This window comes from Peribacillus sp. NPDC076916, from assembly GCF_050269675.1.
GTDB classification, from domain to species: Bacteria; Bacillota; Bacilli; order Bacillales; family DSM-1321; genus Peribacillus; species Peribacillus aracenensis.
The window spans coordinates 437,070-463,141 of the sequence record NZ_JBNNIU010000004.1; the positions used below are offsets into that span (position 1 = coordinate 437,070).

Consider the following 26,072-nt stretch of genomic DNA (forward strand, 5'->3'; position numbering starts at 1 on the left):
TTAGTTATGTTTACCTTCATACTCCGCAATCTTACCGATCCTGTTTTGATGACGCCCGCCTTCAAATTCCGAAGTCAGCCATGTTTGGGCAATTTCCCTGGCCAGACCCGGGCCAATGACACGTTCCCCCATCGCTAACATATTGGTATCATTATGCTGACGGGTCAATTTCGCACTATAGACATCATGAACCAATGCACATCGTATTCCTTTGACTTTATTTGCAGCAATGCTCATTCCAATTCCTGTTCCACAGATTAAAATGCCCCGATCGAACTCACCCCGCGCTACTTTTTCAGCAACCGGCAAGGCATAATCAGGATAATCCACCGACGTACTGCATTCACAGCCAAAATCCTCAAATGGAATCTGTAACTCATTCAATAAATTCTTTATTTCTTCACGGATATGTATACCACCATGATCCGAAGCAATCGCAACTTTCATCATAATCCTCCTTAGCTTTCTCGTTTGATTTTATTGTGTCACAAAATTATGAAAAGATAAAGGATGTCCATCCTTTTTCCCCGCAAAGAAGCAGGAAACCAACTCGGGCTTCCTGCAGTAAAATGTCAAGTGTGAAAGTGGGTAAGGGTCCTGTTAACCCTTTTCCGCTTTCACTTTAAAATTTCCATTGCCGATTTTTCGACATTTTCCATGACTAGAGCTTATTCGCTTGTCCTGGCCGTCACTTCTTCCGCTCCAGCAGATGCTTATTCTGCAATGGCAGCCTTGAGACTGCCTTGATTCTTACACTTTGCACTGACGGTCAACAAGCTTAGTAATATCTTTTTACTTCAGCGACCACATTATGTACCCATTCATTCTTTAAGCCTTTTGACTAATTCTTCTAATAATTCCTGCAGCTCCCTGAACGTTTCCCGGTAAATGCCTTCAGAACCGCCAAACGGATCTATTATATCTCTATCATATTTATCCTCAATAACGAATTCCTTTAAAGTAAAAGTCTTATCGATCATTTGGGGGTACGCACGGGTAATGGCAGATTTATGCCCTTCCGTCATGGTGAAAATATGAGTTGCCCATTCCATTTCCTTCTCGGATAAGGGCGTTGAATGATGATTATGCACTATGTCATTTTCAACCAATACATTTTTAGCATGCAGCGAAGCATCCTGGCCTGATGAAGCATACACGCCTGCGGACTTCACTTCAACACCCGCAATATTCTTATGTTTCAGTATCGCTTCTGCCATCGGGCTTCTGCATGTGTTACCTGTACATACAAATAATACTCGGATCATTTTAACGCCTCCTTTTTTATTCATTATAAGCTATCGCCCGTTTATTATAGTCAAAAAAATCACTCTCATTATGTCCGAAGAAAAATAAAAACCGCTCCAGTAATCGGAACAGTTGAGGAAGTAACGATATGAATTCAAGCGGATCAAAAAGAGAACAATAATTTCAATCCAAACGCACACAGGATGCTTCCGCCAAGAATCTCACTATACACGCCAACCAAGCCCTGCATTTTTCTACCCAGTAAAAGGCCAGCCCACGTTAATAGGGTGGCAGCAAACCCAAAACAAAGAACGGTTAAAATCGTTTTTGCACCGTAAATTCCCAGTGTCAATCCTACCGAGAAGCTATCCAGGCTTACCCCTATGGCAAAAATGAATAGACCTTTTCCGACAGGAGCCAGCATCTTATTTTCCCTGGCACCAGCTCCATCCTTTTTACCAGGGATAAACATCTGTATACCAAGAATGATCAACAATAGACCGCCAGCGTATGTAGCAAAGGTCCCGAATTTTTCTGAAATGAATCGGCCCGCCCCCATTCCAAGCAAGGGCATCCAAATATGAAAAATGCCTACTGTCAGCCCTATAAAAAGTATTTGCCTCAACCTTAGCTTAAACATTCCCATTCCTAGGCCAACTGAAAAGGCATCCATTCCCAGCGCGAATGCCATTAGCAATAAGGTGATGATTTCTCCAGCAAATGTATTCATTCAAATCCCCCTCGGACGTGCCTACTACATGTTATGCATGTCCGAAAAGAAATAGAAGGATAAATCAGTCCTTATTACACATGTTCCTTGATGATTTGATGACCTGCAGCCTTCTCAAGCCGGTTCATGACCGCCGCTCCTATTCCATGGTCAGGAAACATTTCACTAAAAATGACATCGACCTCCAGCTCGTCAAACTGTCTTAAAGCATCATATAAGCCTGTTGCAACAGTATGTAAATCCGCTAATGAACCTGGGACAACCACGTAATCCGCCTTATAATCCTGTTGATGTTCGTAAGCCGCTATGATGCCCACCTTTAACCCGTCAGTTCTTTTTGCATCCACAAGCTGCTGAAGGAAAGTTTGATTACCCTTGACTAAATATAGGGGGGCCTTCGGAGCATAGTGGGTATACTTCATGCCCGGGGCTTTTGGCGCTGTTTCCTGATTCTTCAACGCGACATCTTGCCTGACTTCACCTATTACCGCTTCCAGCTGTTCCAGGGTCACCCCGCCAGGCCTTAAAATAACAGGTACTTCCACAGTGCAGTCAAGTACTGTGGATTCTAAGCCCACACCCGTAGTCCCGCCATCGACTATACCTGCAATCCGGCCCATCAAGTCAGCTTCAACATGTTTCGCTGAAGTGGGGCTTGGTTTCCCGGAAGTATTTGCACTTGGAGCCGCAATGGGCAAATCACTTGCACGAATAAGGCCTAGGGCAACCTGATGATCTGGCATCCTGACAGCCACCGTGTCCAATCCAGCTGTCACAAGGTTTGATAGCTGGCCCGGTTTTCGTTTCATGATCAAAGTCAAAGGACCCGGCCAAAATTCTGCCATCAGCTTCTTGGCCTGTTCCGGAATCTCTTCTACAATATCTGACAACTGGTCATCGGAGGCTATGTGAACGATCAAAGGATTATCACTCGGACGCCCCTTCGCTTCAAACACTTTTTTGACTGCCTCGTCATTTTTGGCATTCGCCCCCAGTCCATAAACAGTCTCTGTAGGAAAAGCCACCACTTGATTTGCCTTTAATAATTCAGCTGATTTTGTAATCTGGGGATAACTTTGTAAATTATCCACATTTTTATCCACTGACCAAATTTTCGTCTTCATCTTGAACACCATCGCCTTTTAACGTTTCTTATTTTATATAATTGCTTTTATATGAACGATATTCTCAAATTATTGTAATAAATTCACTTTAAGATACTTTGAAAGTATAAAAGAAGTATTCACATAATTCAAGTGTTATCCACAAATTGGGGATAACCACATCGAATCCGTGGATAAGTTTGTGGATATTAATGATTAATGACAGACTTTTTTGATTTTTTGTTAATAACCCTGTGGATATGTTTACGAAATTATCTGATTTTAAAAAAAGAGGGCATCTGCCCCCTTTTTAAAATAGATCATTGAAGATTTCTGCAAACAGGGACTTCACTTCCACCTCAGGCTCCTTTTCCCCTTCATATAATTGTTGACCTTGTTTATCTGATGCCGCAAGTTCAACCTGGTTTTCTTCAACATTCCCATCAATGGCTTTTTTCGTCACTTGTTCCTTGTCTTTTACTTCTGTCACTTCTTCCTTTACTTCCGGCTCTGTAACCTTTTCTTTTAGCGTTCCTTCCGATACTTCTTTTACGCTCTCCTCCACTACCTTTTCTTCAACCACTTCCTCGGGCTCTTTTTCTTTTTCAACCAGCACTTCTTCTTCAACTTCTTCCGCTGCAACGGGCTCACCCTCTTCATTTGTTGCAGCATGCGCCTTCCCTTCCGAATTCAACGATCCTTCACCCTCATCCTCGACAATCGGACTTTGACTTACAGCCGTCCCATTTGAAAAATCCAGGAAACATAATGGGGGAAATAGAACACACCACCAATTTGCGCCTTCCCCTTCCCCAAGCGTGATAATCACCGCTTCATAATCCCCTGCCGGATATAAATACTGCCCGTAGAGTTTTGTCGGAAATTCCGCTTGTCCAAAATCCACTTTAACTGACTGCTCCATACCCTGTTCCTTTATAACTGCCTCAGCCGTCGCTTGGATATCCGGCAGATGCGAGGTGATCACATCCCTCGCTTCATCCAAAGAAGTAAGTTCCTCGACCCACTTTGTGATATCTTCATTTACCTCATCCCTAATCAGCCGTTTAACCGCTTGATCCTTTTCTGCATCACTATTAGCAAGTATCCGCAGACGAATCGCCTCATCCGGGATCACCTTCGTATCTTCTGCACCGACCATCTCCGCTTTAGGCATATATATACTTACGATCGTTCCTATAGTTAAGATTAATAGATAAATAATGGCTAAATGTTTAGTTTTCATCGCCTTCGCCCCCTCACATGAATTAGTCTCACCATTTTCCAGCTATCTTAAACTAGTAAAAAAATAAAAAATGTTGATAGCTGGAAATATAGATTCCAAAGGATAATGAGGATGGTTTCCATAAAAAAATCCGTCTCACATGGGAAGACGGATCACTTTAATACAGCGAAGACCATTCGATCTTTTTCATTAATGTCATTTGTAATGGATACTTCTGCAGCAGGAAAGGCTCGCTTCAATAAATCGGCAACCGCCTCACCCTGTCCAGTACCCACTTCAAAACCGATCAGCCCAGGCACCTTCATGATCAGAGGTAACTGCTCCATAAAGCGGCGGTAAAAATCCAGCCCATCGATACCGGCAAATAATGCACGATGCGGTTCATGACCTGTCACGACTACTGACATGGATTCATGATCATCATCTGGTATATATGGCGGGTTCGATAAAAGGACGTCCACCTTCTGTTTTTTGTTTATGAAAGGCAAAAGCAAATCACCTTGCGTGAACCCCACTTCGGCACCAAGCGTTTCGGCATTTTTCCGCGCCACCTCAAGCGATGGTTCCGCTATGTCCGTGGCGGTCACCAATAAGTTTGGCTTTTCAAGTTTCATTGTTATGGCGATTGCGCCGCTGCCGGTCCCAATATCAGCTAAACAAAGCTTCTGTCCCTCCATAAAAATGGCTGGGATTTTACGTAAAGTATAATAAATCAATTCTTCTGTTTCAGGTCTCGGTATGAGCACTTCTTCATTCACAAAGAAGGTCCGTCCATAAAATTCTTCATGGCCGATAATATATTGGATGGGCGTTCCCTCAGCATGCAGCTCAATAGCGGCCTTAAATTGCCCAAAAACCGCTTCACTAAGCTCATCATGAAGGTTGGCCAGCATTTGGGAGCGAGTTTGTTTTAAAAAGTGCTGTAACAGAATTTCCCCAGCATTGACATCACGATCATTTTCCTTTAAAAAAGAAGAAGCCCATTTAAGGGCTCCGAACACTTTCACGGCAGAGTTACTCATCTGCATTTTCCAGCCTTGAAGATTGGTCTTCCATGATTAATGCATCAACGACTTCATCCAATTTACCTTCCATGATTTGATCCAGTTTTTGAATCGTTAAACCAATACGGTGGTCGGTAACGCGGTTTTGCGGGAAGTTATAAGTGCGAATCCTTTCGGATCGATCGCCCGTTCCAACGGCAAGCTTCCTATTTTGATCATATTCCGCCTGTACTTCGCGATGGATTTTATCGTACACCCTGGCGCGCAAAACCTTCATCGCTTTTTCTTTGTTCTTGATTTGTGATTTTTCATCTTGACAGGATACAACCGTATTAGTCGGAATATGAGTCAAGCGCACCGCTGACATTGTCGTATTGACACTTTGCCCTCCAGGACCGCTTGATGCAAAAGTATCGACACGAACATCCTTATCATGGATTTCAACTTCCACTTCCTCAGCTTCAGGTAATACGGCAACCGTGGCTGTAGATGTATGAATCCGTCCGCCTGATTCAGTTTCAGGTACCCGCTGAACGCGATGTGCTCCATTTTCGAACTTCAATTTTGAATAAGCACCATTTCCATTAATCATGAATATGATTTCCTTGTAACCGCCAAGCCCTGTAGGACTAGCTTCAATGACTTCGGTCCGCCAACCTTGCACCTCGGCAAAACGGCTATACATTCGGTATAGACTACCCGCAAATAATGCCGCCTCATCTCCGCCTGCTGCTCCGCGGATCTCCATGATCACGTTTTTATCATCGTTAGGGTCCTTCGGAATAAGCAATATTTTCAGTTTACCCTCAAGGCCTTGTATGGTCTCATCAAGTTCATTGATCTCTTCTTTTACCATTTCACGCATATCCGCATCAAGTTTCTCCTCCATCATAGCTTTCGCTTCCTGGAGTTGCTCACGAACCGCTTTATATTCCTTATAAGTCGATGCGGTCTCTTGAATGCTGGATTGCTCCTTAGAATATTCCCTTAGCTTCTTAGAGTCATTAATGATCTCCGGGTCACTCAATAGTTCATTCAATCTTTCATATCTATCTTCTACAGCTTGTAAACGATCAAACAAATTATTCACCTCATAAATTTTCCAAAACATCTGAAACGAATTGGAAGTAATCCATCTTTTCTAACTATAAATAAGTACTTAGTGCCCCAGCTCAGTTCACTTCTAGGTTAATTATAGTATAGGTGAATAATCAACGTCAAAGAGGATTCAAAAATGTCGTTATTTCTTTAATTTGACATCTAAATTATATTGTGGCACAACCCTATTTATCATGCCTTGTATTCGCTGCAATTCCTCATTTCTTTCTTTTTCCGTCTTGATTTTGCCTTTATCATGGACTGTAACATGTATGGTATTTCCATTAAACCAAACGGAGCCCGCCTCATAATTAGTTTCCGATTCGATGACTTCGCGGATTTTATCAATTTGCTGCCCCATGGATGGAGAATTATTGGATGTATGATGAGGTGTGTTGAGGACCTGATCTGATGGTCGTTCCGTTTCATTGTCCCAATCCTTATTGGATACCTGATTTAAACCCTTGCCAACAAAATCCCTGCCATCACGGGATTGATCCCCATATTCCGAATCATTATTTATTGCATTGTCATTTTGACCGCATGCCGTTAGTACAGCAAACAGAAAGGCCGTCATAATAAGCAGTTTCGATTTCATATTTTTCCCTCCATTTTGACTGGTTAAGAAGAACATTTCCCCGTTAGCCTGCCCAAAATGGGGCAATATTTATCTTTTATTTCCCTTCCATGTATTGGTCATGCAACCTCAGGCAGTTTTTCCGCCCCTTATAATCATTCCCAACCATTTCTTCATAAAAAAAGCACCCTACGATCTCAGTGGATCATAGGGCACCATCATTCAAATATGTTCTTTAATCCCAACAGCCTGCTTACCCGGAACTTCGTGATGATGGCGGCAGCGGGGCTCGTATGATTCCGATGCACCCACAAGGATGATCGGCTCATCATAGGAGGCCGGCTCCCCATCTATCAATCGCTGTGTCCTGCTCGCAGGCGATCCGCACACTTCACACACAGCCTGCAGCTTAGTCACCGATTCTGCAAGCGATAATAGAACAGGCATAGGACCGAATGGTTCACCTCTGAAATCTTGATCGAGTCCAGCCATGATCACTCGATAACCGCTGTCCGCAAGATGCTGGGCAACCCCGATAATTTCATGATCAAAAAATTGCACTTCATCTATTGCAATGATATCCAGGGGCTTGTCCAAATACTTAAAAATATCCGTTGAATGGGCAATCGGTTTTGCCATCACAGAAGAGCCATTATGTGATACGACAGCCTCTTCCGCATAGCGATTATCAATAGCTGGTTTAAATACAGCTATTTGCTCTTTAGCAAATTGAGCACGGCTGACTCGTTTAATCAATTCCTCAGATTTACCTGAAAACATGCTTCCGCAAATAAGCTCGATCCAGCCTGTTTGTTTCATTACATACATGGAAACAGCTACTCCCTTCCACCTGTCGATCCCTTGGCCATAATTGAAGTCGACCCGGCTTTATATAAATTCTTACTTGTTTATGGAAAAGAAAAAACAGGCAAGAAAAATACTTGCCTGTTTTTTAAAAAGTCCGGCTTATTTAATACCGTATTTTTTGTTGAAACGATCAACACGTCCGCCAGCTTCAGCGAATTTTTGACGACCAGTATAGAATGGGTGGCATTCTGAACAAGTCTCAACTTTGATCTCTTCTTTAACTGAACCAGTTTCAAAAGTGTTTCCGCAAGAGCAAATTACTTTTGAAAGCTTATAATTTGGATGAATTCCAGTTTTCATTCTTTTCAGCTCCTTATGCCCTGAATCATTCGAAACAGAGTTATATACTTCAAGTTGAGGGAATAGCACCCTCACATTTATTGTAAAAACACATGAACTCATTATAACAACTTAAGACTAGTTGTGCAACTGTTTGTTTCTTACAGGGTTTAAGAACGTTTTACGCTCGCTGGCCCCTTTTTCATTTCTGTCATCTCTTCATCCAGCTTACTGAAAAATTCTTCATTACCCTTTGTCTGTTTTAGACGGCGAAGGAATTTCTCCGAGAAATCAGGTGAATCTGACATCGTTTTCCTAATGGCCCATAGTTTATCCAGGCGATCCTTCGGAATTAACAATTCTTCTTTACGAGTGCCCGAGCGACGAATATCGATTGCCGGGAAGATGCGTCTTTCGGCAAGTGCACGATCTAAATGTAGCTCCATATTGCCCGTACCTTTAAATTCTTCATAAATGACATCGTCCATTCTTGAACCCGTATCTACCAATGCTGTAGCAAGGATTGTCAGGCTGCCGCCTTCCTCTATATTCCTCGCCGCACCGAAAAAGCGTTTTGGACGGTGGAATGCAGCAGGGTCAATACCCCCTGATAGTGTACGCCCGCTCGGCGGAATGACAAGGTTGTATGCACGGGCAAGCCGGGTGATGCTGTCCATTAATATGATGACATCCCGTTTATGCTCCACAAGGCGCATGGCTCGTTCCAATACCAGCTCAGCCACCTTGATATGGTTTTCCGGCACTTCATCGAAAGTTGAACTTACCACGTCTCCTGCGACGGAACGTTCAATGTCCGTCACTTCTTCCGGGCGTTCATCGATCAACAGCACAATCAATTCCGATTCGGGATGGTTTGTGGTTATCGCATTGGCAATTTCCTTGATAAGCATCGTTTTACCGGCTTTTGGCGGTGCGACAATCAGACCACGCTGCCCAAAACCGACCGGTGCCAGCACATCCATGATCCTGGTCGATAAGTTCTTTGGTGTCGTTTCCAGTTTAATTTGCCTGTTTGGATACAGCGGCGTTAAACCCGGAAAGTGGACACGCTCTTTAGCCGATTCCGGATTATCGCCATTGACTGCTTCGACATGCAGCAATCCATAATAGCGCTCGTTTTCTTTTGGAGGCCTTACCTTACCGGACACTTTATCTCCATTTCGCAAATCGAACCTGCGGATCTGTGAAGCAGAAATATAAATATCCTCCGAGCTTGGAGAATAATTAATTGGACGCAGGAAACCAAAGCCCTCTGAAGGTATGATCTCTAAAACGCCCTCCATGAATAGGAGACCATCCTGCTCAGCTTGTGCTTTCAGGATAGCGAATATAAGTTCCTTTTTTGAAAGTTTGCTGTAATAGGAAACTTTATATTCACGCGCGTGCTCATATAGATCCTTTAGTTTCATGTTTTCTAAATTAGAAATAGTTAAATTCATTATGACACCACACTTTTATTAATTAAACGTTTTCACCCATACTGAAAAAGAAATGGTTTGTTAGATGGAAGAAAAACCTCAATCCATGTACCCGACCAGAGTTTTCTTAGAAAGGATGATACATTTTTACATGTAAAGAAGAAAATTATTTGAAGGCTTCTTGAAGTTTGGAGTGAAAGGGCAGATTTTCAATTTATTAATAGTAGACCAAGCTTTATTTTACTTTTTTTATTTTAATTATTCAACTTAAATTTTTTTAAAGAGAAAGCGAGCGATGAAACCGCTCGCTTTTTAAAAGTGATTTTTCTAAAACACGCTATCAGTCAATCAAGCCATTCGGTTTAATCTTAAGACTGTGACGCCCATCAATGAATCGAACGGTACCGGATTTAGCACGCATGACCACGGATTGTGTTTCACCGTAATGTCCTTTAAATTGTACACCGCGTAAAAGTTCTCCATCAGTCACACCTGTTGCAGCAAAAATTGCGTCATCTCCGCGAACAAGGTCTTCCATTCTGAGGACTTTTCCTAAATCAAGGCCCATTTTCCCACAGCGTTCCACTTCTTCATCGCTATGAGGAACGAGCTTACCCTGAATTTCCCCTCCAAGGCATTTCAAGGCAACGGCTGCAATAACTCCCTCTGGAGCCCCGCCAGAACCGAATAAGATATCGACACCGGTAAGATCGAAGGCCGTATTTATGGCTCCCGCTACATCTCCATCGTTGATCAACTTGATACGTGCCCCCGCCTCACGAAGTTCATGAATGATCTTCGAATGACGATCACGGTTCAATACTGTTGCAACCACGTCTTCGATATCTTTATTCTTTGCCTTGGCTACCGCTTTCAGGTTGTCCAAGACGGAAGCATTGATATCAATCTGGCCAACAGCCTCGGGTCCGACAGCTATTTTATCCATATACATATCCGGGGCATGAAGCAAGTTCCCCTTATCGGCTATCGCCAATACAGCCAATGCATTCCAGCCGCCAGATGCAACGATGTTCGTTCCTTCCAAAGGATCAACAGCAACATCCACTAGCGGCCCAAGACCAGTACCAAGTTTTTCGCCAATATAAAGCATTGGCGCTTCATCCATTTCCCCTTCACCGATTACAACCGTTCCTTGCATGGGAATAGTATTGAAAACATCCCGCATTGCAGTTGTTGCTGCATCATCTGCTTCGTCTTTCTTTCCTCTTCCCATCCAACGAGCTGAATTCAGTGCCGCCGCCTCTGTTACGCGGACAAGCTCCATCGATAAACTTCTTTCCATTTCCGGTTCCCCCTCATGTACACTAGCATGATTTATTTATATATTAGTATAACACATTATATCATATATAGTAACACAATGAGGTAACAAGAAAAGGGATCAGCTTTTAAGCTGCTCCACTTCTTCTTGCGTCATTTCTTCACGCCAAATCGTCGCTCCCAAACCAGAAAGTTTTTCAACAAGATGGCTATATCCGCGATCTATATGTTCAAGCCCAGTCACTTCCGTAATCCCCTCAGCCATTAAACCAGCGATTACAAGAGCTGCTCCGGCACGTAAATCGCTTGCCTTCACTTTTGCCCCATGAAGTTGGACAGGACCATCGACGATGCCTGCTCTGCCCTCGACTTTGATCTTCGCATTCATGCGTCGCAGTTCATCAATATGCTTAAACCGTGCCCCGTATATCGTATCGGTCACCATGCTAGAACCGCTTGCTTTTGTTAAGAGGGAAGTGAAAGGTTGCTGAAGATCTGTTGGGAATCCAGGGTAAACCAATGTCTTGATATCAACGGCTTTATATTTTTCTCCCGGTGAGACAAATATCTGGTCATCACCCGCTTCAATATTAATCCCCATTTCCCTTAATTTGGCAGTCAATGACTCCAAATGCTGGGGAATGACATTATCGATCAGAATCCCTTCACCAACAGCAGCGGCTAAAATCATGAAAGTACCGGCCTCAATCCGATCCGGTATGATCGTATGCTTGCACCCATGCAAACTTTCCACACCATCAATACGAATGATATCCGTTCCTGCACCCTTTATTTTCGCTCCCATATTGGTCAACAGTGTGGCAACATCGATGATTTCCGGTTCTTTCGCGGCATTTTCAATCACAGTGCGGCCTTTGGCCAAAACGGCGGCAAGCATGATGTTGATCGTTGCCCCTACACTAACGACATCCAAATATATGCGTGCTCCCCGGAGCTCGTCCGCCCTAAGGTAAATGGCTCCTTGTTCATTCGTCACTTGAGCGCCTAGTGCTTCGAACCCCTTAATATGTTGATCTATCGGACGGGGTCCCAAATGGCAGCCTCCAGGCAAGCCAATCACTGCCTTTTTGAATTTACCAAGCATTGCTCCCATCAAATAATAAGAGGCACGTAACTTCTTGACCCTTCCATTGGGGAGAGGCATTGAAATCATCCTGCTTGGATTGACTGTCATTTCTCCTTCATCAAAGGATACCTCACCGCCAATTTCCTCCATTAACGCTTTCAGCATCTGTACATCCGAGATATCAGGCAGGCCTTCAATCGTTACGGGAGAGTCCGCTAAAATTGTTGCCGGAATAAGGGCAACCGCACTATTTTTTGCTCCGCTGACACGAATGCTTCCCTTTAAAGGATAGCCACCGGCAATTTTAAGTTTTTCCATAATAAACTCCCTTCCACGCTAAGCACTTAGAAGCTACTTTCAAAAGTAATATTTTACCACAGGAAAATTGCATAATCCGACAACATTTACTATCTAGTTCTTTAGTTTACACAAAAGTAGAAAATTCATGTAAAAAAAAGATAAAAATTTCTAATTTATGTTAATTTTATTAAAAAGGTGCAATCTATAGCGACTTAGCGGCAAGGCATTATGCTTCAGTACGTGAATTCCAATCGTTCAAGAAAGCTTCAATCCCTTTATCCGTTAATGGGTGGTGGAATAATTGCATTAAAACTTTATAAGGGATTGTTGCAATATGTGCCCCTTTAAGAGCTGCTTCTGTAATATGCATTGGATGGCGGATGGAAGCTGCAATGATCTCAGCATTGATATCATGGATCGCAAATATGTCGGCAATATCCGAAATTAAATCAAGTCCATTTTGGCCGATGTCGTCCAAGCGTCCTAAAAATGGCGATACATAAGTTGCTCCTGCCCTAGCTGCCAATAAAGCTTGGTTGGCACTGAAAATAAGCGTGACATTCGTTTTGACACCTTGTTTTGTAAGTGCTGAAACAGCCTTCAAGCCGTCTGGGGTCATTGGCACTTTAATCGTGATATTAGGTGCAATGGCAACGAGTTCCTTGGCTTCAGCCATCATTCCTTCAAAATCAAGCGCAATGACTTCAGCAGAAACGGATTCCTTAACAAGGCTTGTGATTTCTTTTAGCCGGTCATGGAAAGAAACTCCCTTTTCTCTTGCAACAAGGGACGGGTTAGTCGTAACGCCTGCTAAAACGCCAAGTTCGTGCGCTTGTTTGATTTCTTCCATGTTTGCTGTATCTATAAAGAATTTCATAAAATATCCTCCGTATGTAATCGATTTTTTATTTCCCTATATGCCTCTGAATTCTAATTGTTCTAAAAATGGAGCCCGGATTCAGCCCTGCATCTAAAAGAAACCATTAGGGGGGAGCCCCCCCAATGGGAATATAGCCTTTATCATCTTACATTTAAGGGGATGGAACCCTTATGTTACGTTTCTAAATTATGCTTTGCCGTTTGAACCGAATTCACGTATTTTGCCGATGACAGTTTCTTTAATGGCTTCACGGCCAGGTACCATGTATTTACGTGGATCGTACACTTCAGAATCATTATTCAAAATTTCACGAACCGCTTTTGTGAACACAATTTGATTTTCCGTATTCACATTGATTTTTGATGTTCCAAGTGAAATGGCTTTTTGGATATCTTTCGTGGGTATGCCTGTACCGCCATGAAGAACAAGTGGTTTCTTCGTTAAATCACGTACTTCTTCCATTTCTTTATAGCCTAGGTTAGGTTCACCTTTGTATGGTCCGTGAACGGATCCCAAAGCTGGAGCAAAACAGTCGACATCCGTTTCTTTAACTAACTGTTCACATTCTTGAGGGTCTGCATATACGACTCCATCAGCGATTACATCATCTTCTTGTCCGCCAACCGTGCCCACTTCCGCTTCAACCGAAACATTCCGTGCGTGAGCGAATTCGACAACCTTCTTGGTTGTTTCGATATTTTCATCGATCGGATGATGTGAAGCATCGATCATTACTGAAGTGAATCCGGCTTCGATAGCTTCCTTACATTTATCAAAACTTGAACCATGGTCAAGGTGAATCGCCACAGGAACAGTGATTTTCATGTCTTCCAACAATCCTTGAACCATCATGACAGTCGTTTTAAAACCACCCATATGACGGGCAGCACCTTCGGAAACACCAAGGATGACTGGAGATTTTTCTTGTTCTGCAGCGGCTAAAATAGCTTGAGTCCATTCAAGGTTATTGATATTGAATTGACCTACTGCATATTTTTCATCAAGAGCTTTATTAAGCATATCTTTCATAGAAACTAAAGGCATTTGATTTCCTCCTACTAGTGGATGTTATGATTTTTAAAGTTAATTCTTTCTAGATATTCCCTAAAACCAAAGTAGCATACGCTTATAAATCAGAATATCTCTCCTCTTTTAGGATATCAATACATCAAAAAAACAGCAACAATTAGCACTATTCCATGCCTCAAATTTTATTCCAAAAAAACACGGCCCATCTAAAAAAAGATAGCCGCGGCAATTTCCCCGTCAATAATATTAAATTTTCAAGACCGTTAACTTGATTGAATCGGTAAGTATTCTCGAACGGCCTTTCTAATATCATCAATATCAAACGGCTTTGCAAAATGTGTCATTGCCCCTAAATCCTTTGCTTCCTGAATCATATCAAGTTCACCATATGCCGTCATGATGATAACCCGGATGTCCGGATCGACGACTTTCATCCTTTTCAAGATCTCAATGCCATCCATTCCCGGAATCTTCATATCCAGCAATACCAGATCAGGTGAATGATTATTTAGCACTTCCAAGGCTTGAATGCCATTAGCCGCTTGAAATGTTTCATACCCTTCTTTATGTAAAACCTCGTTCAATAAAATACGAATCCCGAATTGATCATCAACAATCAATATTTTCCCTGGCATTTTATCACCTCTCCCCTTCCCGATTCATCAATAAAATATATTAGCCTATTCGGCCATAATACCCGAAAAAGGGTAGTTACATAGATTGCGTTAAATCACTTGAGATCCAACGCATTTATTCCATCATGATTTCTATGTTCATATTCGATAATTGTAACAAAATTCCTGCCTTATGGCTAAAAGGAATTTCAATTTTTTTGTTTTTTCGACCGATTTAGTAAATTCAGTCCTTCCGGGTCAATAGCCCTGAAACCTGTCAATGCAAAGGAAAGTCCATTATAATAAGTATATTATTTTTTAAAGGAGTCCCTGATCATGTTAAAAATTTTCTCGACACAGATAAGCGGTTTATTTAAAAAAATGATTGAAAATGAGGCATTTGAAATGGAGGATGCCGGACGCTTGCTCGCTCAGGCTGCGGTTGGGGACGGTTCTGTGTTCATTCATGGTTTTGGTGAAATGCAGGGCGTCACTGCCGAGGCTTTGAATGGGGCAGAACCCTTTCCCAAGGCAAAAAGATATGAATTAGGAGAAACCATTTCCAGGGAAGATCGATTTCTTATATTCAGCCGCCATTCGGCCGATTCTGAAGCATTGATGCTGGCAAAACAACTCAAGGAAAAAGATATACCATTTGTTGCAGTTTCTACATCCGTCCCTTCTGAAGAAGATTCTCTTTTGGAGTTGGCTGACGTTCATATTGATCTACGCATCCAACGGGGATTGATTCCCGATGAAACTGGAAATCGATATGGGTACCCTACCCTCATTGCCGCTCTTTTCGCTTATTATGGGATTAAATTCACTCTTGAAGAAATCATAAAAGAATATGAAGATGAAGAATGATGTCTTCATCCAAAACACAAAAAAAACAGCCACATGGGCTGTTTTTTTTATTTATTAAAGGTTTTTGCCGTGCTTTAATGACATACCGACAAAATCACGGAATAGCGGCTGCGGACGGTTAGGACGTGACGTGAATTCGGGATGGAATTGAGAAGCCACAAACCAAGGATGATCTTTTAGTTCAATGATTTCAACTAGACGACCATCTGGACTTGTACCGGAGAACACGAATCCTGCCTCTTCCATAGCTTGACGGTAGTGGTTATTGAATTCATAACGGTGACGATGGCGTTCATAAACGACCTCGTCGTTGTACGCTTCGTACGCTTTAGTTCCTTCGATAAGCTTACATGGATACAGACCAAGACGCAGTGTTCCGCCCAAATCTTCTACATCCTTCTGCTCCGGAAGAAGATCGATGATTGGATCTGGAGTATCTTCCTTAATTTCAGCTGAATGCGCTTCTGGCAATCCCAGGACGTTGCGTGCATACTCGATGGACGCCAACTGCATGCCTAAGCATATTCCGAAGAATGGTTTTTTTGTCGTGCGGGCATATTCGGTCGCTGCAATTTTCCCTTCAATTCCACGATCTCCAAATCCGCCAGGGACGAGGATTCCATCTGCATCTTGAAGAAGTTCAGCAACATTTTCTTTAGTTACGTCTTCGGAATTCACCCAGTCGATTTCAACATCTGCATCAAATGCGTAACCAGCATGCTTAAGTGCTTCCACTACAGAAAGATAAGCATCTTGTAATTCAACATATTTTCCGACTAAGGCGATTTTCGTTTTCTTCGATAAAGAAGTCACCTTTTTGACTAGTTCCTTCCAATCTTCCATATCCGCTTCGCCACAGTCCAATTGCAAGTGGTCACAAACGATTTGGTCCATATTTTGTGCTTGGAGCGCAAGAGGGATGGAGTAAAGTGTATCCGCATCAAGACATTCGATAACGGATTTTTTATCGATATCGCAGAATAAAGCGATTTTATCCTTCATATCTTGTGAAATCGGGCTTTCTGTACGTGCAACGATGATATTTGGCTGAATGCCCAGACTGCGTAATTCTTTTACACTATGCTGTGTCGGTTTTGTTTTCATTTCACCAGCAGCTTTGATGTAAGGAACCAGTGTACAATGGATATACATAACATTATTGATGCCGATATCACTCTTGATTTGGCGAATCGCTTCAAGGAATGGAAGAGATTCGATATCCCCTACAGTACCGCCAATTTCAGTGATGACTATATCAGCATTCGTTTCATTGCCTGAACGGAAAACGCGTTCTTTAATTTCATTCGTGATATGGGGAATGACTTGAACCGTTCCACCTAGATAATCGCCACGGCGTTCTTTCCTAAGGACGGTTGAATAAATCCTTCCTGTAGTCACATTACTGTGTTTACCAAGGTTGATATCAATGAAACGCTCATAGTGTCCCAAATCCAAATCCGTTTCAGCACCATCATCCGTTACAAACACTTCACCATGTTGATATGGACTCATCGTACCAGGATCCAAGTTAATATAAGGGTCAAACTTCTGGATCGTAACATTCAATCCCCTATTTTTTAATAATCTACCTAAAGAAGCGGCCGTTATCCCTTTTCCCAAGGAAGAAACTACTCCACCTGTCACAAAAATATATTTTGTCATCTTATATCCTCCTATAGAATGTTTTCTTCCAATTCTGTTCTTCATATCATTGAATCGGAACCTGAATCGAATCTTCCGCCACATGGGCGGTTAAAAGCTAAAAAACCGTAAACCAGTACAAACCATTAATCACTTAAAGGTCTTTAGAGAGAGTCATGCAGGATACATGAACAAGAATAAATTTCCTTAAATGACGTAAACATAATAATGTTCTCTATAGTTTTTACAATTCTACGAGAAATCATTTTTAAAAATAAAAAAATGATGTCATTTATTCATTCCATCATTAAAAACAAAAACGCTCCGCTTACAATAAAAGTAAGGGAGCGATATAATTTAATCATTGTGTCCTTTTTTAAGGAGCCCAAAAATGATTCTACAAATTTCGCCTCAAAAAGTCAAGGGCGATTATTTATTTCTCATCCTCTTCATCCAAGTCATCTGCGTCTTCATCTTCATCTTCATCATCTTCCAGGACAAATGCATCATCTTCGATTATTTCTTCTTCCAGATCGTCGTCATCATCCACGTCATCATCCAAAAGCACTTCGTCGATGACTGGAGAACCTAGAATATCATCATCGTCGTCATCTTCATCCTCGTCCAGATCATCGATATCTTCTTCAAAGTCAAGGTCTTCGTCTTCCAGTTCATCGAAATCGTCGATAACGACAGCTGCCTTTTTGGCTTTCTTTTTCTTTTTAGGTTTTACAACATGTACGACTTCTTCTTCGATTTGGTCAACCGGGTACCATGTTTTCAATCCCCAGCGGTTGTCACCAAGTGAAGTGAAACGGCCATCCACATTTAAATCCGTATAGAATTGTGCAATTTTCTTTTCCACTTCCGCTTTAGATAAATGGTGCAGTGAAGCTAATTCACTTATTAAGTCTTTAAATGGAATCGGTTCATTTCTTTCCACTAACAAATCATATGCCATCTCTATTAAGGACATTTCCAACAATTGCTCTTTTGAGTATTGTTTTAAACTCAAATTCCGCACTTCCCTTCTCTATTCAAACACTGAATTCCGTGTTTTTTCACATAAAAAAATAATCTAAAACAGTATTTCGATAAAATAACGACAATTCCTGCTAGACATATACTCCATTATAAACAATCTAATTGGGTTTATGCTAGTTCTATATGATACTTTCACACATTTACCTAATTGTCTATCATTCAAAGAAAACCAAAAAGGTATAGATCATTCCTTTTTCTTTTTGGATTTCTGACGATAGGCTGCGGTAAAAAAGACAACCGTCATGATAAAAAAAGAAATGGCGCCCAGTTGATGCTCATACAGTTCAAATAAAAAAATGATGGCAAGAATGTAACCTAAGATTAATACAATCATTTTCAGGTTCATTTCCTCAACTCCAATAGGGCTGATTCTTCATTTTTGCCCCTTTTCCAAATAATTATAAGGTAAAATCTTCATTTTGTTAAAAAAGAGGGGAATTATTTAAAAAAGAGGCCCTTAAACGTTCGGGCCCCTTCTTGATTTACATATTCCTTCGATATTGACCGCCTACATCATATAGCGCCCTCGTTATCTGACCCAGACTGGCCACTCTCACGCAGTTCATGAGTTCGGCAAAGATATTTTCCCCATTCATTGCTGCCAATTTCAGTTTAGTTAGCGCCTCATCCGAGAACCCCTTATTTCTTTCCTGGAATGCCCGGAGATTCATGATTTGCCCTTCTTTTTCATCCTTTGTTGCACGGGCAATTTCCATGCTATTCACCGCTTCTTCGGAAGGAGGATTTGGATTCAAATACGTATTGACACCAATGATTGGCAATTCTCCCGTATGCTTTTTCATTTCGTAATGCATCGATTCATCCTGAATTTTCCCGCGCTGATACTGCGTCTCCATTGCACCCAGGACACCGCCTCGATCGTTGATGCGATCGAACTCTTGCAGGACGGCCTCTTCAACCAGATCCGTCAATTCCTCTACGATGAAGGCACCTTGCATCGGGTTTTCATTTTTTGAGAGACCATGCTCCTTTGTAATGATCATTTGTATGGCCATTGCGCGGCGCACGGATTCTTCGGTAGGCGTCGTGATGGCTTCATCGTACGCATTAGTATGCAGGGAGTTACAGTTATCCTGCAGTGCCATTAAAGCCTGAAGCGTCGTTCTGATATCATTAAAATCAATTTCCTGCGCATGAAGGGAGCGCCCAGAAGTCTGTATATGGTATTTGAGCTTCTGGCTACGGTCATTCGCACCATATTTATCCCTCATGACTGTCGCCCAAATCCTTCTCGCCACCCTCCCGATAACCGTATATTCCGGGTCGAGTCCATTTGAGAAGAAGAACGACAAATTCGGGGCAAAGTCATCAATATTCATTCCTCGACTTAAATAATATTCGATGTAAGTAAAGCCATTCGCTAATGTAAAGGCCAGCTGTGAAATGGGATTGGCACCCGCTTCTGCAATGTGATAACCGGAAATGGATACAGAGTAGTAGTTCCTGACCTTCCGATCGATAAAATATGCTTGAATGTCCCCCATTAACCTTAAAGCAAATTCCGTAGAGAAGATGCATGTATTCTGACCTTGGTCCTCTTTCAGAATATCCGCTTGAACAGTTCCGCGTACCGTTTGAAGGGTATAAGCCTGCACTTCTTCAGCTTCGGCTTCAGTAAGGGGACGGCCCAACTCTTCTTCTTTCCGTTGAATCTGCTGATCGACTGCAGTATTCATATACATGGCCAAAATGATTGGTGCCGGTCCATTGATGGTCATGGAAACAGATGTTGAGGGGTGGCAAAGGTCAAAGCCTGCATACAGCTTTTTCATGTCATCCAACGTACAGATACTGACTCCGCTTTCCCCTACCTTTCCATAGATATCAGGCCGGTGATCAGGGTCCTCGCCATATAAAGTTACAGAATCGAAAGCCGTACTAAGCCGTTTAGCGGTATCATCCTTTGACAAATAATGAAAACGCCTGTTGGTTCGGTCGGGCGATCCTTCACCGGCAAATTGCCGCTTCGGGTCTTCCCCTTCACGCTTGAATGGAAAGACTCCCGCTGTGTAAGGAAAGAAGCCCGGAACGTTTTCACGGAATACCCATCCTAAGATCTCTCCATAATCGACGTATTTAGGAAGTGATACTCTCGGAATCATTAAACCTGATAAACTTTTGGTTTTCAGCTTTGTTACGATTTCTTTATCCCTGACTTTCGTTACAAACTGCTCTCCTGCATACTTTTCTTTTAAATCCATCCATCCAGAAAGGATTTTTTTAGATTCAGGTGATAAATTCAAAGCGGTTTCCTTTTTCAGTTTTTCTAAAGAAGACACCATCTCATCGTTGTTATCATTTTCCTTAATTGCATCAATTGCCCCTTCAAGCTGGAAAAGCCTCCGGGCAATACGTACCTGGTCAGCCGCACGCTTATGATACGATCTGACCGTATCACTGATTTCACGTAAATAATACCGACGGTCATTAGGAATGATGACATTTTGCTTGTAAACATCCGCTTCTTTCGAAAAGGACGTACTCCAAACCGTCCCTGATTTTTCATTAAGCTTTTCAATCAGGGCAGCGAATAATGCATTGGTGCCCGGGTCATTGAATTGGGAAGCGATCGTACCGTATACTGGCATTTCCGATGGATCTTGATCAAAAAGTGTACGGCTCCTTTGGTATTGCTTTTGAACTTGGTTTTTTGCATCCTCGGAGCCTTTGCGTTCGTATTTGTTAATGACTATCAAGTCTGCATAATCAATCATATCGATTTTTTCAAGTTGAGAAGGTGCACCGAATTCACTCGTCATTACATACATGGATACATCGCATATTTCTGCAATTTCTGCATCTCCCTGACCAATTCCGCTCGTTTCGACGATGATTAAATCGAAGCCAGCTGCTTTCACGACTGAAATGGCATCTTTTATCGCCAAAGACAACTCACTTTTTGAATGGCGCGTGGCTAGGCTCCTCATATAAACACGCTCTGAAAAGATCGAGTTCATCCTGATCCTGTCACCCAGCAGGGCACCGCCCGTTTTCTGTTTGGTCGGGTCCACAGATAGGATGGCGACTCTCTCGTCTGGAATTTCGTTAATGAACCTTCGTATCAATTCATCCGTCAATGAACTTTTTCCAGCGCCGCCAGTCCCTGTAATTCCTAGAACGGGAACCTTCTTTTCGGAAGTCTTGATCTGCTCAAAAAGACTCTCCACCGCTGCCGCTGATTCCTGTAAAACATCGAGTCTATTTTCGGCAAAGGTAATAAATTGGGCAATGGCATTTGTTCCCCCAGCAATCAATTCATCAAAACGTTCTTGTAAAGATGGTTTGACTGTCGAGAAATCACATTCCTCCATCAATACGTTTATCATTCCTTGAAGCCCATATTCCCGTCCTTCATCAGGCGAAAAAATACGGGCAATCCCATAATCATGCAGTTCTTTAATTTCCCTTGGGATGATGACCCCGCCGCCCCCGGCAAAAATCCGAATGTGCTCGGCTCCCTTTTCCTTCAGCAGGTCATACATATATTTAAAATATTCCACATGTCCGCCTTGATAAGATGACATGGCTATGCCTTGAACATCTTCCTGGATGGCCGCATTCACGATCTCTTCTACCGAACGATTATGACCTAGGTGAATAACTTCCGCCCCGCTGGACTGAAGGATTCTCCTCATTATATTGATGGATGCGTCATGCCCATCAAATAAACTCGAAGCTGTGACGAATCTAATATGGTTCTTCGGTTTATACACCTCAACTGTACTCATATAGCTCCTCCTTATTGAAACTTATTTATATCAGTGCTTTTTGGAACCCGATACATTTTGAATCAATAATTGCGTCTGCAGTTCAACATACTCTTGAAGCGTATACTGTTTATGCAAAGCCCATCTTCTAAAACTCCACATCTGTCCCTGAACGAAAATGTTATGTGAAACAAGGCTTATTTGTTTTTCCGTTAACGAGAGCTCCCCATTCTCGACACATTTCGTTATCACTTTTTCGAACATGCCAACCATCCGAATTTCTTTGTTCAGAACATATGGTAAAGCATCTTTCGTCAGGGCCTTCACTTCCTGATACATGACCAGCACTTCGTCCTGCATATCATCCATCACTTTATAAAAATAGGCGATCGTCAGCTTCAAACTTTCAAGTGTCCCGTCACTCTGTTCTATTTCTTTCTGAAGCTTTTCCTGGACTTCATCATAGATAAAGTCACAAACGAGATATAATATATCTTCCTTGGTTCGGATATACTCGTATAAAGTGCCAATACTAAAGCCTGCAGCTTTGGCAATTTCCCTGGTAGTCGTACGGTGAAATCCCTTTTCCTTAAAAAGGGTAACTGCTCCTTTAATCATTTGTGTACGCCTTTTTTCAACCAGCCGCTCATCCTTTACAGATGCAAGAACCTCTCTTTTTTCCATTTCCAAACTCCTTTTGAAAGCCCGTTATTCAATTTTCAAAGACATTCTGAAGAAATTGAAAAGGGAATTCCGGTAAAGGCAGTGCCTCATCGGAAAACCTCAGTTTCAACCTTATTTAGTAACCATACGTGAGATGACCAGCTTTTGAATTTCCTGTGTACCCTCGTAAATCTGGGTTATTTTCGCATCGCGCATATACCGCTCCACTGGATAATCCTTTGTATATCCATAACCCCCGAAAACCTGCACGGCCTCCGTCGTCACTTTCATTGCTGTATCACCAGCAAAAAGTTTGGACATCGCCGATTCTTTTCCATAAGGAAGGCCCACTGATTCCAACCACGCTGCCTGATAGGTTAATAGCCTTGAAGCCTCAACACCCGTTGCCATATCCGCCAATTTAAAACCGATTCCTTGCTGTGCAGAAATTGGCTTGCCGAATTGGACGCGCTCTTTTGCATAATCAACCGCGGCATCCAATGCACCTTGCGCTATGCCTACAGCTTGGGCTGCAATTCCATTACGGCCGCCATCAAGCGTCATCATCGCAATTTTAAAGCCTTCTCCTTCTTTTCCAAGGAGATTTTCTTTAGGCACTCGACACTCATCAAAGATGATTTCCGTGGTCGGTGATGAACGGATTCCAAGCTTCTTCTCTTTTTTACCAACACTGAAGCCTGGGAAGTCCTTTTCAATGATAAAAGCACTCGTTCCTTTTTGTTTCGATTCAGGGTCCGTCAATGCAAAGACGACATATGTATCCGCGATCCCGCCGTTCGTAATGAAGATTTTTGAACCGCTTATGACATATTCATCACCTACAAGCTTTGCAGTCGTCCTCATACCGCCTGCGTCTGAGCCTGAGCTAGGTTCAGTCAGTCCGTATGCACCGATTTTTTCACCCTGTGCCATCGGGCGAAGGTATTTTTGTTTTTGGTCTTCAGACCCAAATTTATATATTGGCCATCCTGCGAGCGAAGTATGGGCTGATAAAGTCACCCCAGTGGATGCGCAAACGCGGGAAAGTTCCTCAATCGCTATGCAATATGCTAAGTAATCGCTGCCGATTCCGCCGTATTCCTCAGGCCATGGAATCCCAGTCAATCCAAGCTCAGCCATTTTATCGAAGATCTCACGGTCAAATCGTTCTTCTTCATCCCTCTCGGCAGCGGTCGGAGCCACTTCATTCTGGGCAAAGTCGCGCACCATTTTCCTGATCATTTCATGTTCTTCCGTTAGTTTAAATTGCATGAATATGCCCTCCAAATTTTTCGTGATTATAGATTCTTACTGATGACCATTCTCTGTATTTCGCTGGTACCCTCATAAATTTCAGTTACCTTTGCATCCCTGAAATAGCGTTCAACCGGATATTCGGTTGTATATCCATAGCCTCCGAACACTTGGACCGCTTCTATCGCCACATCGACAGCCGTTCTCGAAGCGAATAACTTAGCCATTGCCGCCTCTTTACCGCACTTCGATCCCTGCGAGCGTAAATAAGCCGCCCGATAGACCAGTAGCCTCGAAGCCTCTATGCCCGTTGCCATTTCGGCCAGTTTGAAACCAACTCCTTGTTGTTGTGCAATAGGTTTGCCGAATTGCACCCTGTCTTTTGCATATTTGACAGCATGTTCCATGGCACCCTCAGCAATTCCCAGCGCTTGAGCGGCAATCCCGATCCTTCCAGCATCCAGGTTGGCCATTGCGATCTTAAAGCCCTCACCTTCTTTGCCAAGGAGATTGGCTGTAGGGATTTTCATATCCTCGAACGTTACCTGCACGGTGCTCGAGCCATGAAGGCCCATTTTACGTTCATCTTTGCCGATGATTAAGCCCGGCGTCCCTTTTTCCACGACAAAAGCAGAGATTCCCTTGCTTCCCTTCTGAGGGTCGGTTGAAGCAAAAACAATAAACACATCCGCTTCCCCGCCATTGGTGATAAAAACCTTGGACCCATTTATTCGATATTCTCCGCCTTCCTTGACTGCCACTGCCTTCGATTTCAAACTCGCAGCATCGGAACCTGAGCTTTGCTCAGTCAAGCAAAAGGCGCCTAAATATTTACCAGCGGCTAACTTGGGCACATACTTTCGCTTCTGCTCTTCCGTTCCAAAATAAACGATTGGATTTGTTCCAACAGAAGTATGTACGGACAGTATGACGCCGAGAGTGGGACTTACTTTGGAAATCTCATTGATGGCAATGATATAAGACATGAAGTCCATACCCGCGCCACCGTATTCTTCTGAAATCGGAATTCCCATCAAACCAAGCTCACCCATTTTTTGCAGAATCGCTTTTGGAAACACGCCTGTTTCCATTGCCTCGATATGAGGAGTGATCTCTTTCTCCGCAAAAGCGCTTACCATTTTCCGCATCATTTCCTGTTCTTCTGTAAACTTGAAATCCATCCTTCATCCCCCCATAGCTGCACATCTTTCCATGATTAGTTATATTCGTAAAAGCCCCGTCCTGATTTCTTGCCTAGCCACCCAGCTTTTACATATTTCCTTAACAGCGGACACGGTCGGTATTTATCGTCTCCCAGCCCTTGGTGAAGGGTTTCCATTATATACAAGCACGTGTCCAGCCCAATGAAGTCAGCTAGAGTAAGCGGGCCCATCGGATGGTTCATTCCCATTTTCATTACGTCGTCGATCGCCTCTTTAGTAGCTACGCCCTCATATAGTGTATAGATGGCCTCATTGATCATCGGCATTAAAATCCGATTAGCTACAAAACCTGGAAAATCATTGACTTCCACCGGTACCTTGTTCAAGGATTCAGCCATCTTTTCGACTTCTTTATAAACTTCATCCGATGTAGCAAGGCCTCGAATGACCTCAACCAGCTTCATGACTGGAACGGGGTTCATAAAATGCATGCCAATTACCTTTTCCGGCCTTTTCGTGGCAGCGGCTATCTCGGTTATCGGAAGCGAAGAAGTATTGGAGGCAAGAATGATGTGTTGCGGTGTGATTTCATCCAGCTCGGCGAATATTTTTGTTTTTATTTCCATGTTTTCCACCGCAGCTTCAATCACTAAATCTACCTCAGCCGCATTTTTCAAATTCGTCGATGAAGTCAACCGGGAAAGGATTGCATCTTTCTCCCCGGATTCCATTTTCCCTTTTTCAACCTGACGGGAAAGGTTCTTGGTAATTGTCCCTAACCCCTTTTCCACATATTCAACTTTTAAATCGTGTAAAAGAACTTCGTAACCGCTCATTGCACAGACCTGGGCAATGCCAGATCCCATCTGTCCCGCACCAATGACCATCACTTTTTGAATGCCCATGAAAATCCCCCCTCATTTATCTATGAAACTA

Annotated in this window: 25 protein-coding genes; 1 reads left to right on the plus strand and 24 read right to left on the minus strand. The window is 42.7% G+C overall.

All coding sequences use genetic code 11. The annotated features are described in order from the left end of the window. The 16 genes from rpiB to ACQKFG_RS15930 all read right to left on the minus strand — a co-directional run bounded on the left by rpiB (window position 1) and on the right by ACQKFG_RS15930 (window position 14,797). Window positions 1-447 carry a ribose 5-phosphate isomerase B gene (gene rpiB / locus ACQKFG_RS15855; protein WP_191930440.1) on the minus strand — a complete coding sequence of 149 codons (447 nt, stop codon included), beginning with the start codon at window positions 445-447 and terminating at the stop codon, window positions 1-3. Window positions 448-821: 374 nt separating this feature from the next. After that, on the minus strand, window positions 822-1,265 hold the full coding sequence (locus tag ACQKFG_RS15860) for a low molecular weight protein arginine phosphatase (protein WP_427560504.1): 444 nt from the start codon (window positions 1,263-1,265) through the stop codon (window positions 822-824). Between the two features lie 143 nt (window positions 1,266-1,408). Beyond that, on the minus strand, window positions 1,409-1,975 hold the full coding sequence (locus tag ACQKFG_RS15865) for a manganese efflux pump MntP family protein (RefSeq protein ID WP_427560507.1): 567 nt from the start codon (window positions 1,973-1,975) through the stop codon (window positions 1,409-1,411). Between the two features lie 74 nt (window positions 1,976-2,049). Then, window positions 2,050-3,099, minus strand: coding sequence for an L-threonylcarbamoyladenylate synthase (locus ACQKFG_RS15870; protein ID WP_427560510.1), 1,050 nt, complete (start codon window positions 3,097-3,099; stop codon window positions 2,050-2,052). Between the two features lie 289 nt (window positions 3,100-3,388). Then, the gene (gene spoIIR, locus ACQKFG_RS15875) at window positions 3,389-4,321 is read right to left on the minus strand and encodes a stage II sporulation protein R (protein WP_427560513.1); all 933 of its coding nucleotides are present in this window, start codon (window positions 4,319-4,321) and stop codon (window positions 3,389-3,391) included. A 152-nt stretch (window positions 4,322-4,473) separates the two neighbouring features. Continuing rightward, on the minus strand, window positions 4,474-5,328 hold the full coding sequence (gene prmC, locus ACQKFG_RS15880; RefSeq protein WP_427560515.1) for a peptide chain release factor N(5)-glutamine methyltransferase: 855 nt from the start codon (window positions 5,326-5,328) through the stop codon (window positions 4,474-4,476). 7 nt (window positions 5,329-5,335) lie between these two features. Continuing rightward, a complete protein-coding gene (prfA, locus tag ACQKFG_RS15885; protein WP_192207264.1) occupies window positions 5,336-6,406 on the minus strand; it encodes a peptide chain release factor 1 in 1,071 nt (356 codons plus the stop codon). A gap of 159 nt (window positions 6,407-6,565) precedes the next feature. Then, window positions 6,566-7,021 (minus strand): hypothetical protein, encoded by a 456-nt coding sequence (locus tag ACQKFG_RS15890; RefSeq protein ID WP_192207265.1) that lies wholly within the window; start codon window positions 7,019-7,021, stop codon window positions 6,566-6,568. A gap of 201 nt (window positions 7,022-7,222) precedes the next feature. Continuing rightward, entirely contained in the window at window positions 7,223-7,828 is a 606-nt protein-coding gene (locus tag ACQKFG_RS15895; protein WP_034315845.1) for a thymidine kinase, read from the minus strand. Between the two features lie 138 nt (window positions 7,829-7,966). Further along, window positions 7,967-8,167: a 50S ribosomal protein L31 gene (rpmE, locus tag ACQKFG_RS15900; RefSeq protein WP_034315847.1), complete on the minus strand. Its 201-nt coding sequence runs from the start codon at window positions 8,165-8,167 to the stop codon at window positions 7,967-7,969. Between the two features lie 149 nt (window positions 8,168-8,316). Next, the gene (rho, locus tag ACQKFG_RS15905) at window positions 8,317-9,606 is read right to left on the minus strand and encodes a transcription termination factor Rho (RefSeq protein ID WP_228467574.1); all 1,290 of its coding nucleotides are present in this window, start codon (window positions 9,604-9,606) and stop codon (window positions 8,317-8,319) included. 319 nt (window positions 9,607-9,925) lie between these two features. Next, the gene (glpX, locus tag ACQKFG_RS15910) at window positions 9,926-10,888 is read right to left on the minus strand and encodes a class II fructose-bisphosphatase (RefSeq protein ID WP_192207266.1); all 963 of its coding nucleotides are present in this window, start codon (window positions 10,886-10,888) and stop codon (window positions 9,926-9,928) included. Window positions 10,889-10,987: 99 nt separating this feature from the next. Then, window positions 10,988-12,271: a UDP-N-acetylglucosamine 1-carboxyvinyltransferase gene (locus ACQKFG_RS15915; protein WP_192207267.1), complete on the minus strand. Its 1,284-nt coding sequence runs from the start codon at window positions 12,269-12,271 to the stop codon at window positions 10,988-10,990. 208 nt (window positions 12,272-12,479) lie between these two features. Next, the gene (gene fsa, locus ACQKFG_RS15920; RefSeq protein ID WP_034315855.1) at window positions 12,480-13,130 is read right to left on the minus strand and encodes a fructose-6-phosphate aldolase; all 651 of its coding nucleotides are present in this window, start codon (window positions 13,128-13,130) and stop codon (window positions 12,480-12,482) included. Between the two features lie 189 nt (window positions 13,131-13,319). Continuing rightward, window positions 13,320-14,177, minus strand: a complete 858-nt coding sequence (locus tag ACQKFG_RS15925) for a class II fructose-bisphosphate aldolase (protein ID WP_192207268.1) — start codon at window positions 14,175-14,177, stop codon at window positions 13,320-13,322. A 248-nt stretch (window positions 14,178-14,425) separates the two neighbouring features. Further along, the gene (locus ACQKFG_RS15930; RefSeq protein WP_034315860.1) at window positions 14,426-14,797 is read right to left on the minus strand and encodes a response regulator; all 372 of its coding nucleotides are present in this window, start codon (window positions 14,795-14,797) and stop codon (window positions 14,426-14,428) included. Window positions 14,798-15,112: 315 nt separating this feature from the next. On the opposite strand from ACQKFG_RS15930, the gene ACQKFG_RS15935 reads away from it, so the two are divergent. Further along, a complete protein-coding gene (locus ACQKFG_RS15935; RefSeq protein WP_192207269.1) occupies window positions 15,113-15,643 on the plus strand; it encodes a DUF2529 domain-containing protein in 531 nt (176 codons plus the stop codon). A gap of 54 nt (window positions 15,644-15,697) precedes the next feature. Here the strand turns inward: ACQKFG_RS15935 and ACQKFG_RS15940 are convergent, their stop codons facing one another. From ACQKFG_RS15940 to ACQKFG_RS15975, 8 genes are all read right to left on the minus strand, one after another. Beyond that, complete coding sequence (locus tag ACQKFG_RS15940; RefSeq protein WP_192207270.1) at window positions 15,698-17,305, minus strand: CTP synthase; 1,608 nt, start codon at window positions 17,303-17,305, stop codon at window positions 15,698-15,700. Between the two features lie 412 nt (window positions 17,306-17,717). Beyond that, entirely contained in the window at window positions 17,718-18,299 is a 582-nt protein-coding gene (gene rpoE / locus ACQKFG_RS15945) for a DNA-directed RNA polymerase subunit delta (RefSeq protein ID WP_260285886.1), read from the minus strand. Between the two features lie 213 nt (window positions 18,300-18,512). Next, window positions 18,513-18,674 (minus strand): hypothetical protein, encoded by a 162-nt coding sequence (locus ACQKFG_RS15950; RefSeq protein ID WP_427560524.1) that lies wholly within the window; start codon window positions 18,672-18,674, stop codon window positions 18,513-18,515. A gap of 136 nt (window positions 18,675-18,810) precedes the next feature. After that, window positions 18,811-22,077, minus strand: coding sequence for a fused isobutyryl-CoA mutase/GTPase IcmF (gene icmF, locus ACQKFG_RS15955; RefSeq protein ID WP_427560527.1), 3,267 nt, complete (start codon window positions 22,075-22,077; stop codon window positions 18,811-18,813). A gap of 30 nt (window positions 22,078-22,107) precedes the next feature. Further along, window positions 22,108-22,740, minus strand: coding sequence for a TetR/AcrR family transcriptional regulator (locus ACQKFG_RS15960; RefSeq protein WP_098370208.1), 633 nt, complete (start codon window positions 22,738-22,740; stop codon window positions 22,108-22,110). Between the two features lie 111 nt (window positions 22,741-22,851). After that, window positions 22,852-23,991 carry an acyl-CoA dehydrogenase gene (locus ACQKFG_RS15965; protein WP_192207274.1) on the minus strand — a complete coding sequence of 380 codons (1,140 nt, stop codon included), beginning with the start codon at window positions 23,989-23,991 and terminating at the stop codon, window positions 22,852-22,854. Window positions 23,992-24,017: 26 nt separating this feature from the next. Next, on the minus strand, window positions 24,018-25,154 hold the full coding sequence (locus tag ACQKFG_RS15970; RefSeq protein ID WP_192207275.1) for an acyl-CoA dehydrogenase: 1,137 nt from the start codon (window positions 25,152-25,154) through the stop codon (window positions 24,018-24,020). A gap of 35 nt (window positions 25,155-25,189) precedes the next feature. After that, window positions 25,190-26,041, minus strand: coding sequence for a 3-hydroxybutyryl-CoA dehydrogenase (locus tag ACQKFG_RS15975; protein WP_427560532.1), 852 nt, complete (start codon window positions 26,039-26,041; stop codon window positions 25,190-25,192). Window positions 26,042-26,072 lie beyond the last annotated feature (31 nt).

Coding starts and splice junctions, on each gene's coding strand:
- ACQKFG_RS15960 (WP_098370208.1), bottom strand. CDS start 22,740: ATGGAAAAAAGAGAGGTTCTTGCATCTGTAAAGGATGAGCGGCTGGTT.
- ACQKFG_RS15930 (WP_034315860.1), bottom strand. CDS start 14,797: ATGCCAGGGAAAATATTGATTGTTGATGATCAATTCGGGATTCGTATT.
- ACQKFG_RS15975 (WP_427560532.1), bottom strand. CDS start 26,041: ATGGGCATTCAAAAAGTGATGGTCATTGGTGCGGGACAGATGGGATCT.
- rho (WP_228467574.1), bottom strand. CDS start 9,606: ATGAATTTAACTATTTCTAATTTAGAAAACATGAAACTAAAGGATCTA.
- icmF (WP_427560527.1), bottom strand. CDS start 22,077: ATGAGTACAGTTGAGGTGTATAAACCGAAGAACCATATTAGATTCGTC.
- rpiB (WP_191930440.1), bottom strand. CDS start 447: ATGAAAGTTGCGATTGCTTCGGATCATGGTGGTATACATATCCGTGAA.
- ACQKFG_RS15935 (WP_192207269.1), top strand. CDS start 15,113: ATGTTAAAAATTTTCTCGACACAGATAAGCGGTTTATTTAAAAAAATG.
- ACQKFG_RS15925 (WP_192207268.1), bottom strand. CDS start 14,177: ATGCCTTTAGTTTCTATGAAAGATATGCTTAATAAAGCTCTTGATGAA.
- ACQKFG_RS15970 (WP_192207275.1), bottom strand. CDS start 25,154: ATGGATTTCAAGTTTACAGAAGAACAGGAAATGATGCGGAAAATGGTA.
- ACQKFG_RS15890 (WP_192207265.1), bottom strand. CDS start 7,021: ATGAAATCGAAACTGCTTATTATGACGGCCTTTCTGTTTGCTGTACTA.
- ACQKFG_RS15870 (WP_427560510.1), bottom strand. CDS start 3,099: ATGAAGACGAAAATTTGGTCAGTGGATAAAAATGTGGATAATTTACAA.
- ACQKFG_RS15965 (WP_192207274.1), bottom strand. CDS start 23,991: ATGCAATTTAAACTAACGGAAGAACATGAAATGATCAGGAAAATGGTG.
- ACQKFG_RS15940 (WP_192207270.1), bottom strand. CDS start 17,305: ATGACAAAATATATTTTTGTGACAGGTGGAGTAGTTTCTTCCTTGGGA.
- glpX (WP_192207266.1), bottom strand. CDS start 10,888: ATGGAAAGAAGTTTATCGATGGAGCTTGTCCGCGTAACAGAGGCGGCG.
- ACQKFG_RS15865 (WP_427560507.1), bottom strand. CDS start 1,975: ATGAATACATTTGCTGGAGAAATCATCACCTTATTGCTAATGGCATTC.
- ACQKFG_RS15950 (WP_427560524.1), bottom strand. CDS start 18,674: ATGAACCTGAAAATGATTGTATTAATCTTAGGTTACATTCTTGCCATC.
- ACQKFG_RS15895 (WP_034315845.1), bottom strand. CDS start 7,828: ATGTATGTAATGAAACAAACAGGCTGGATCGAGCTTATTTGCGGAAGC.
- fsa (WP_034315855.1), bottom strand. CDS start 13,130: ATGAAATTCTTTATAGATACAGCAAACATGGAAGAAATCAAACAAGCG.
- rpmE (WP_034315847.1), bottom strand. CDS start 8,167: ATGAAAACTGGAATTCATCCAAATTATAAGCTTTCAAAAGTAATTTGC.
- spoIIR (WP_427560513.1), bottom strand. CDS start 4,321: ATGAAAACTAAACATTTAGCCATTATTTATCTATTAATCTTAACTATA.
- ACQKFG_RS15860 (WP_427560504.1), bottom strand. CDS start 1,265: ATGATCCGAGTATTATTTGTATGTACAGGTAACACATGCAGAAGCCCG.
- ACQKFG_RS15915 (WP_192207267.1), bottom strand. CDS start 12,271: ATGGAAAAACTTAAAATTGCCGGTGGCTATCCTTTAAAGGGAAGCATT.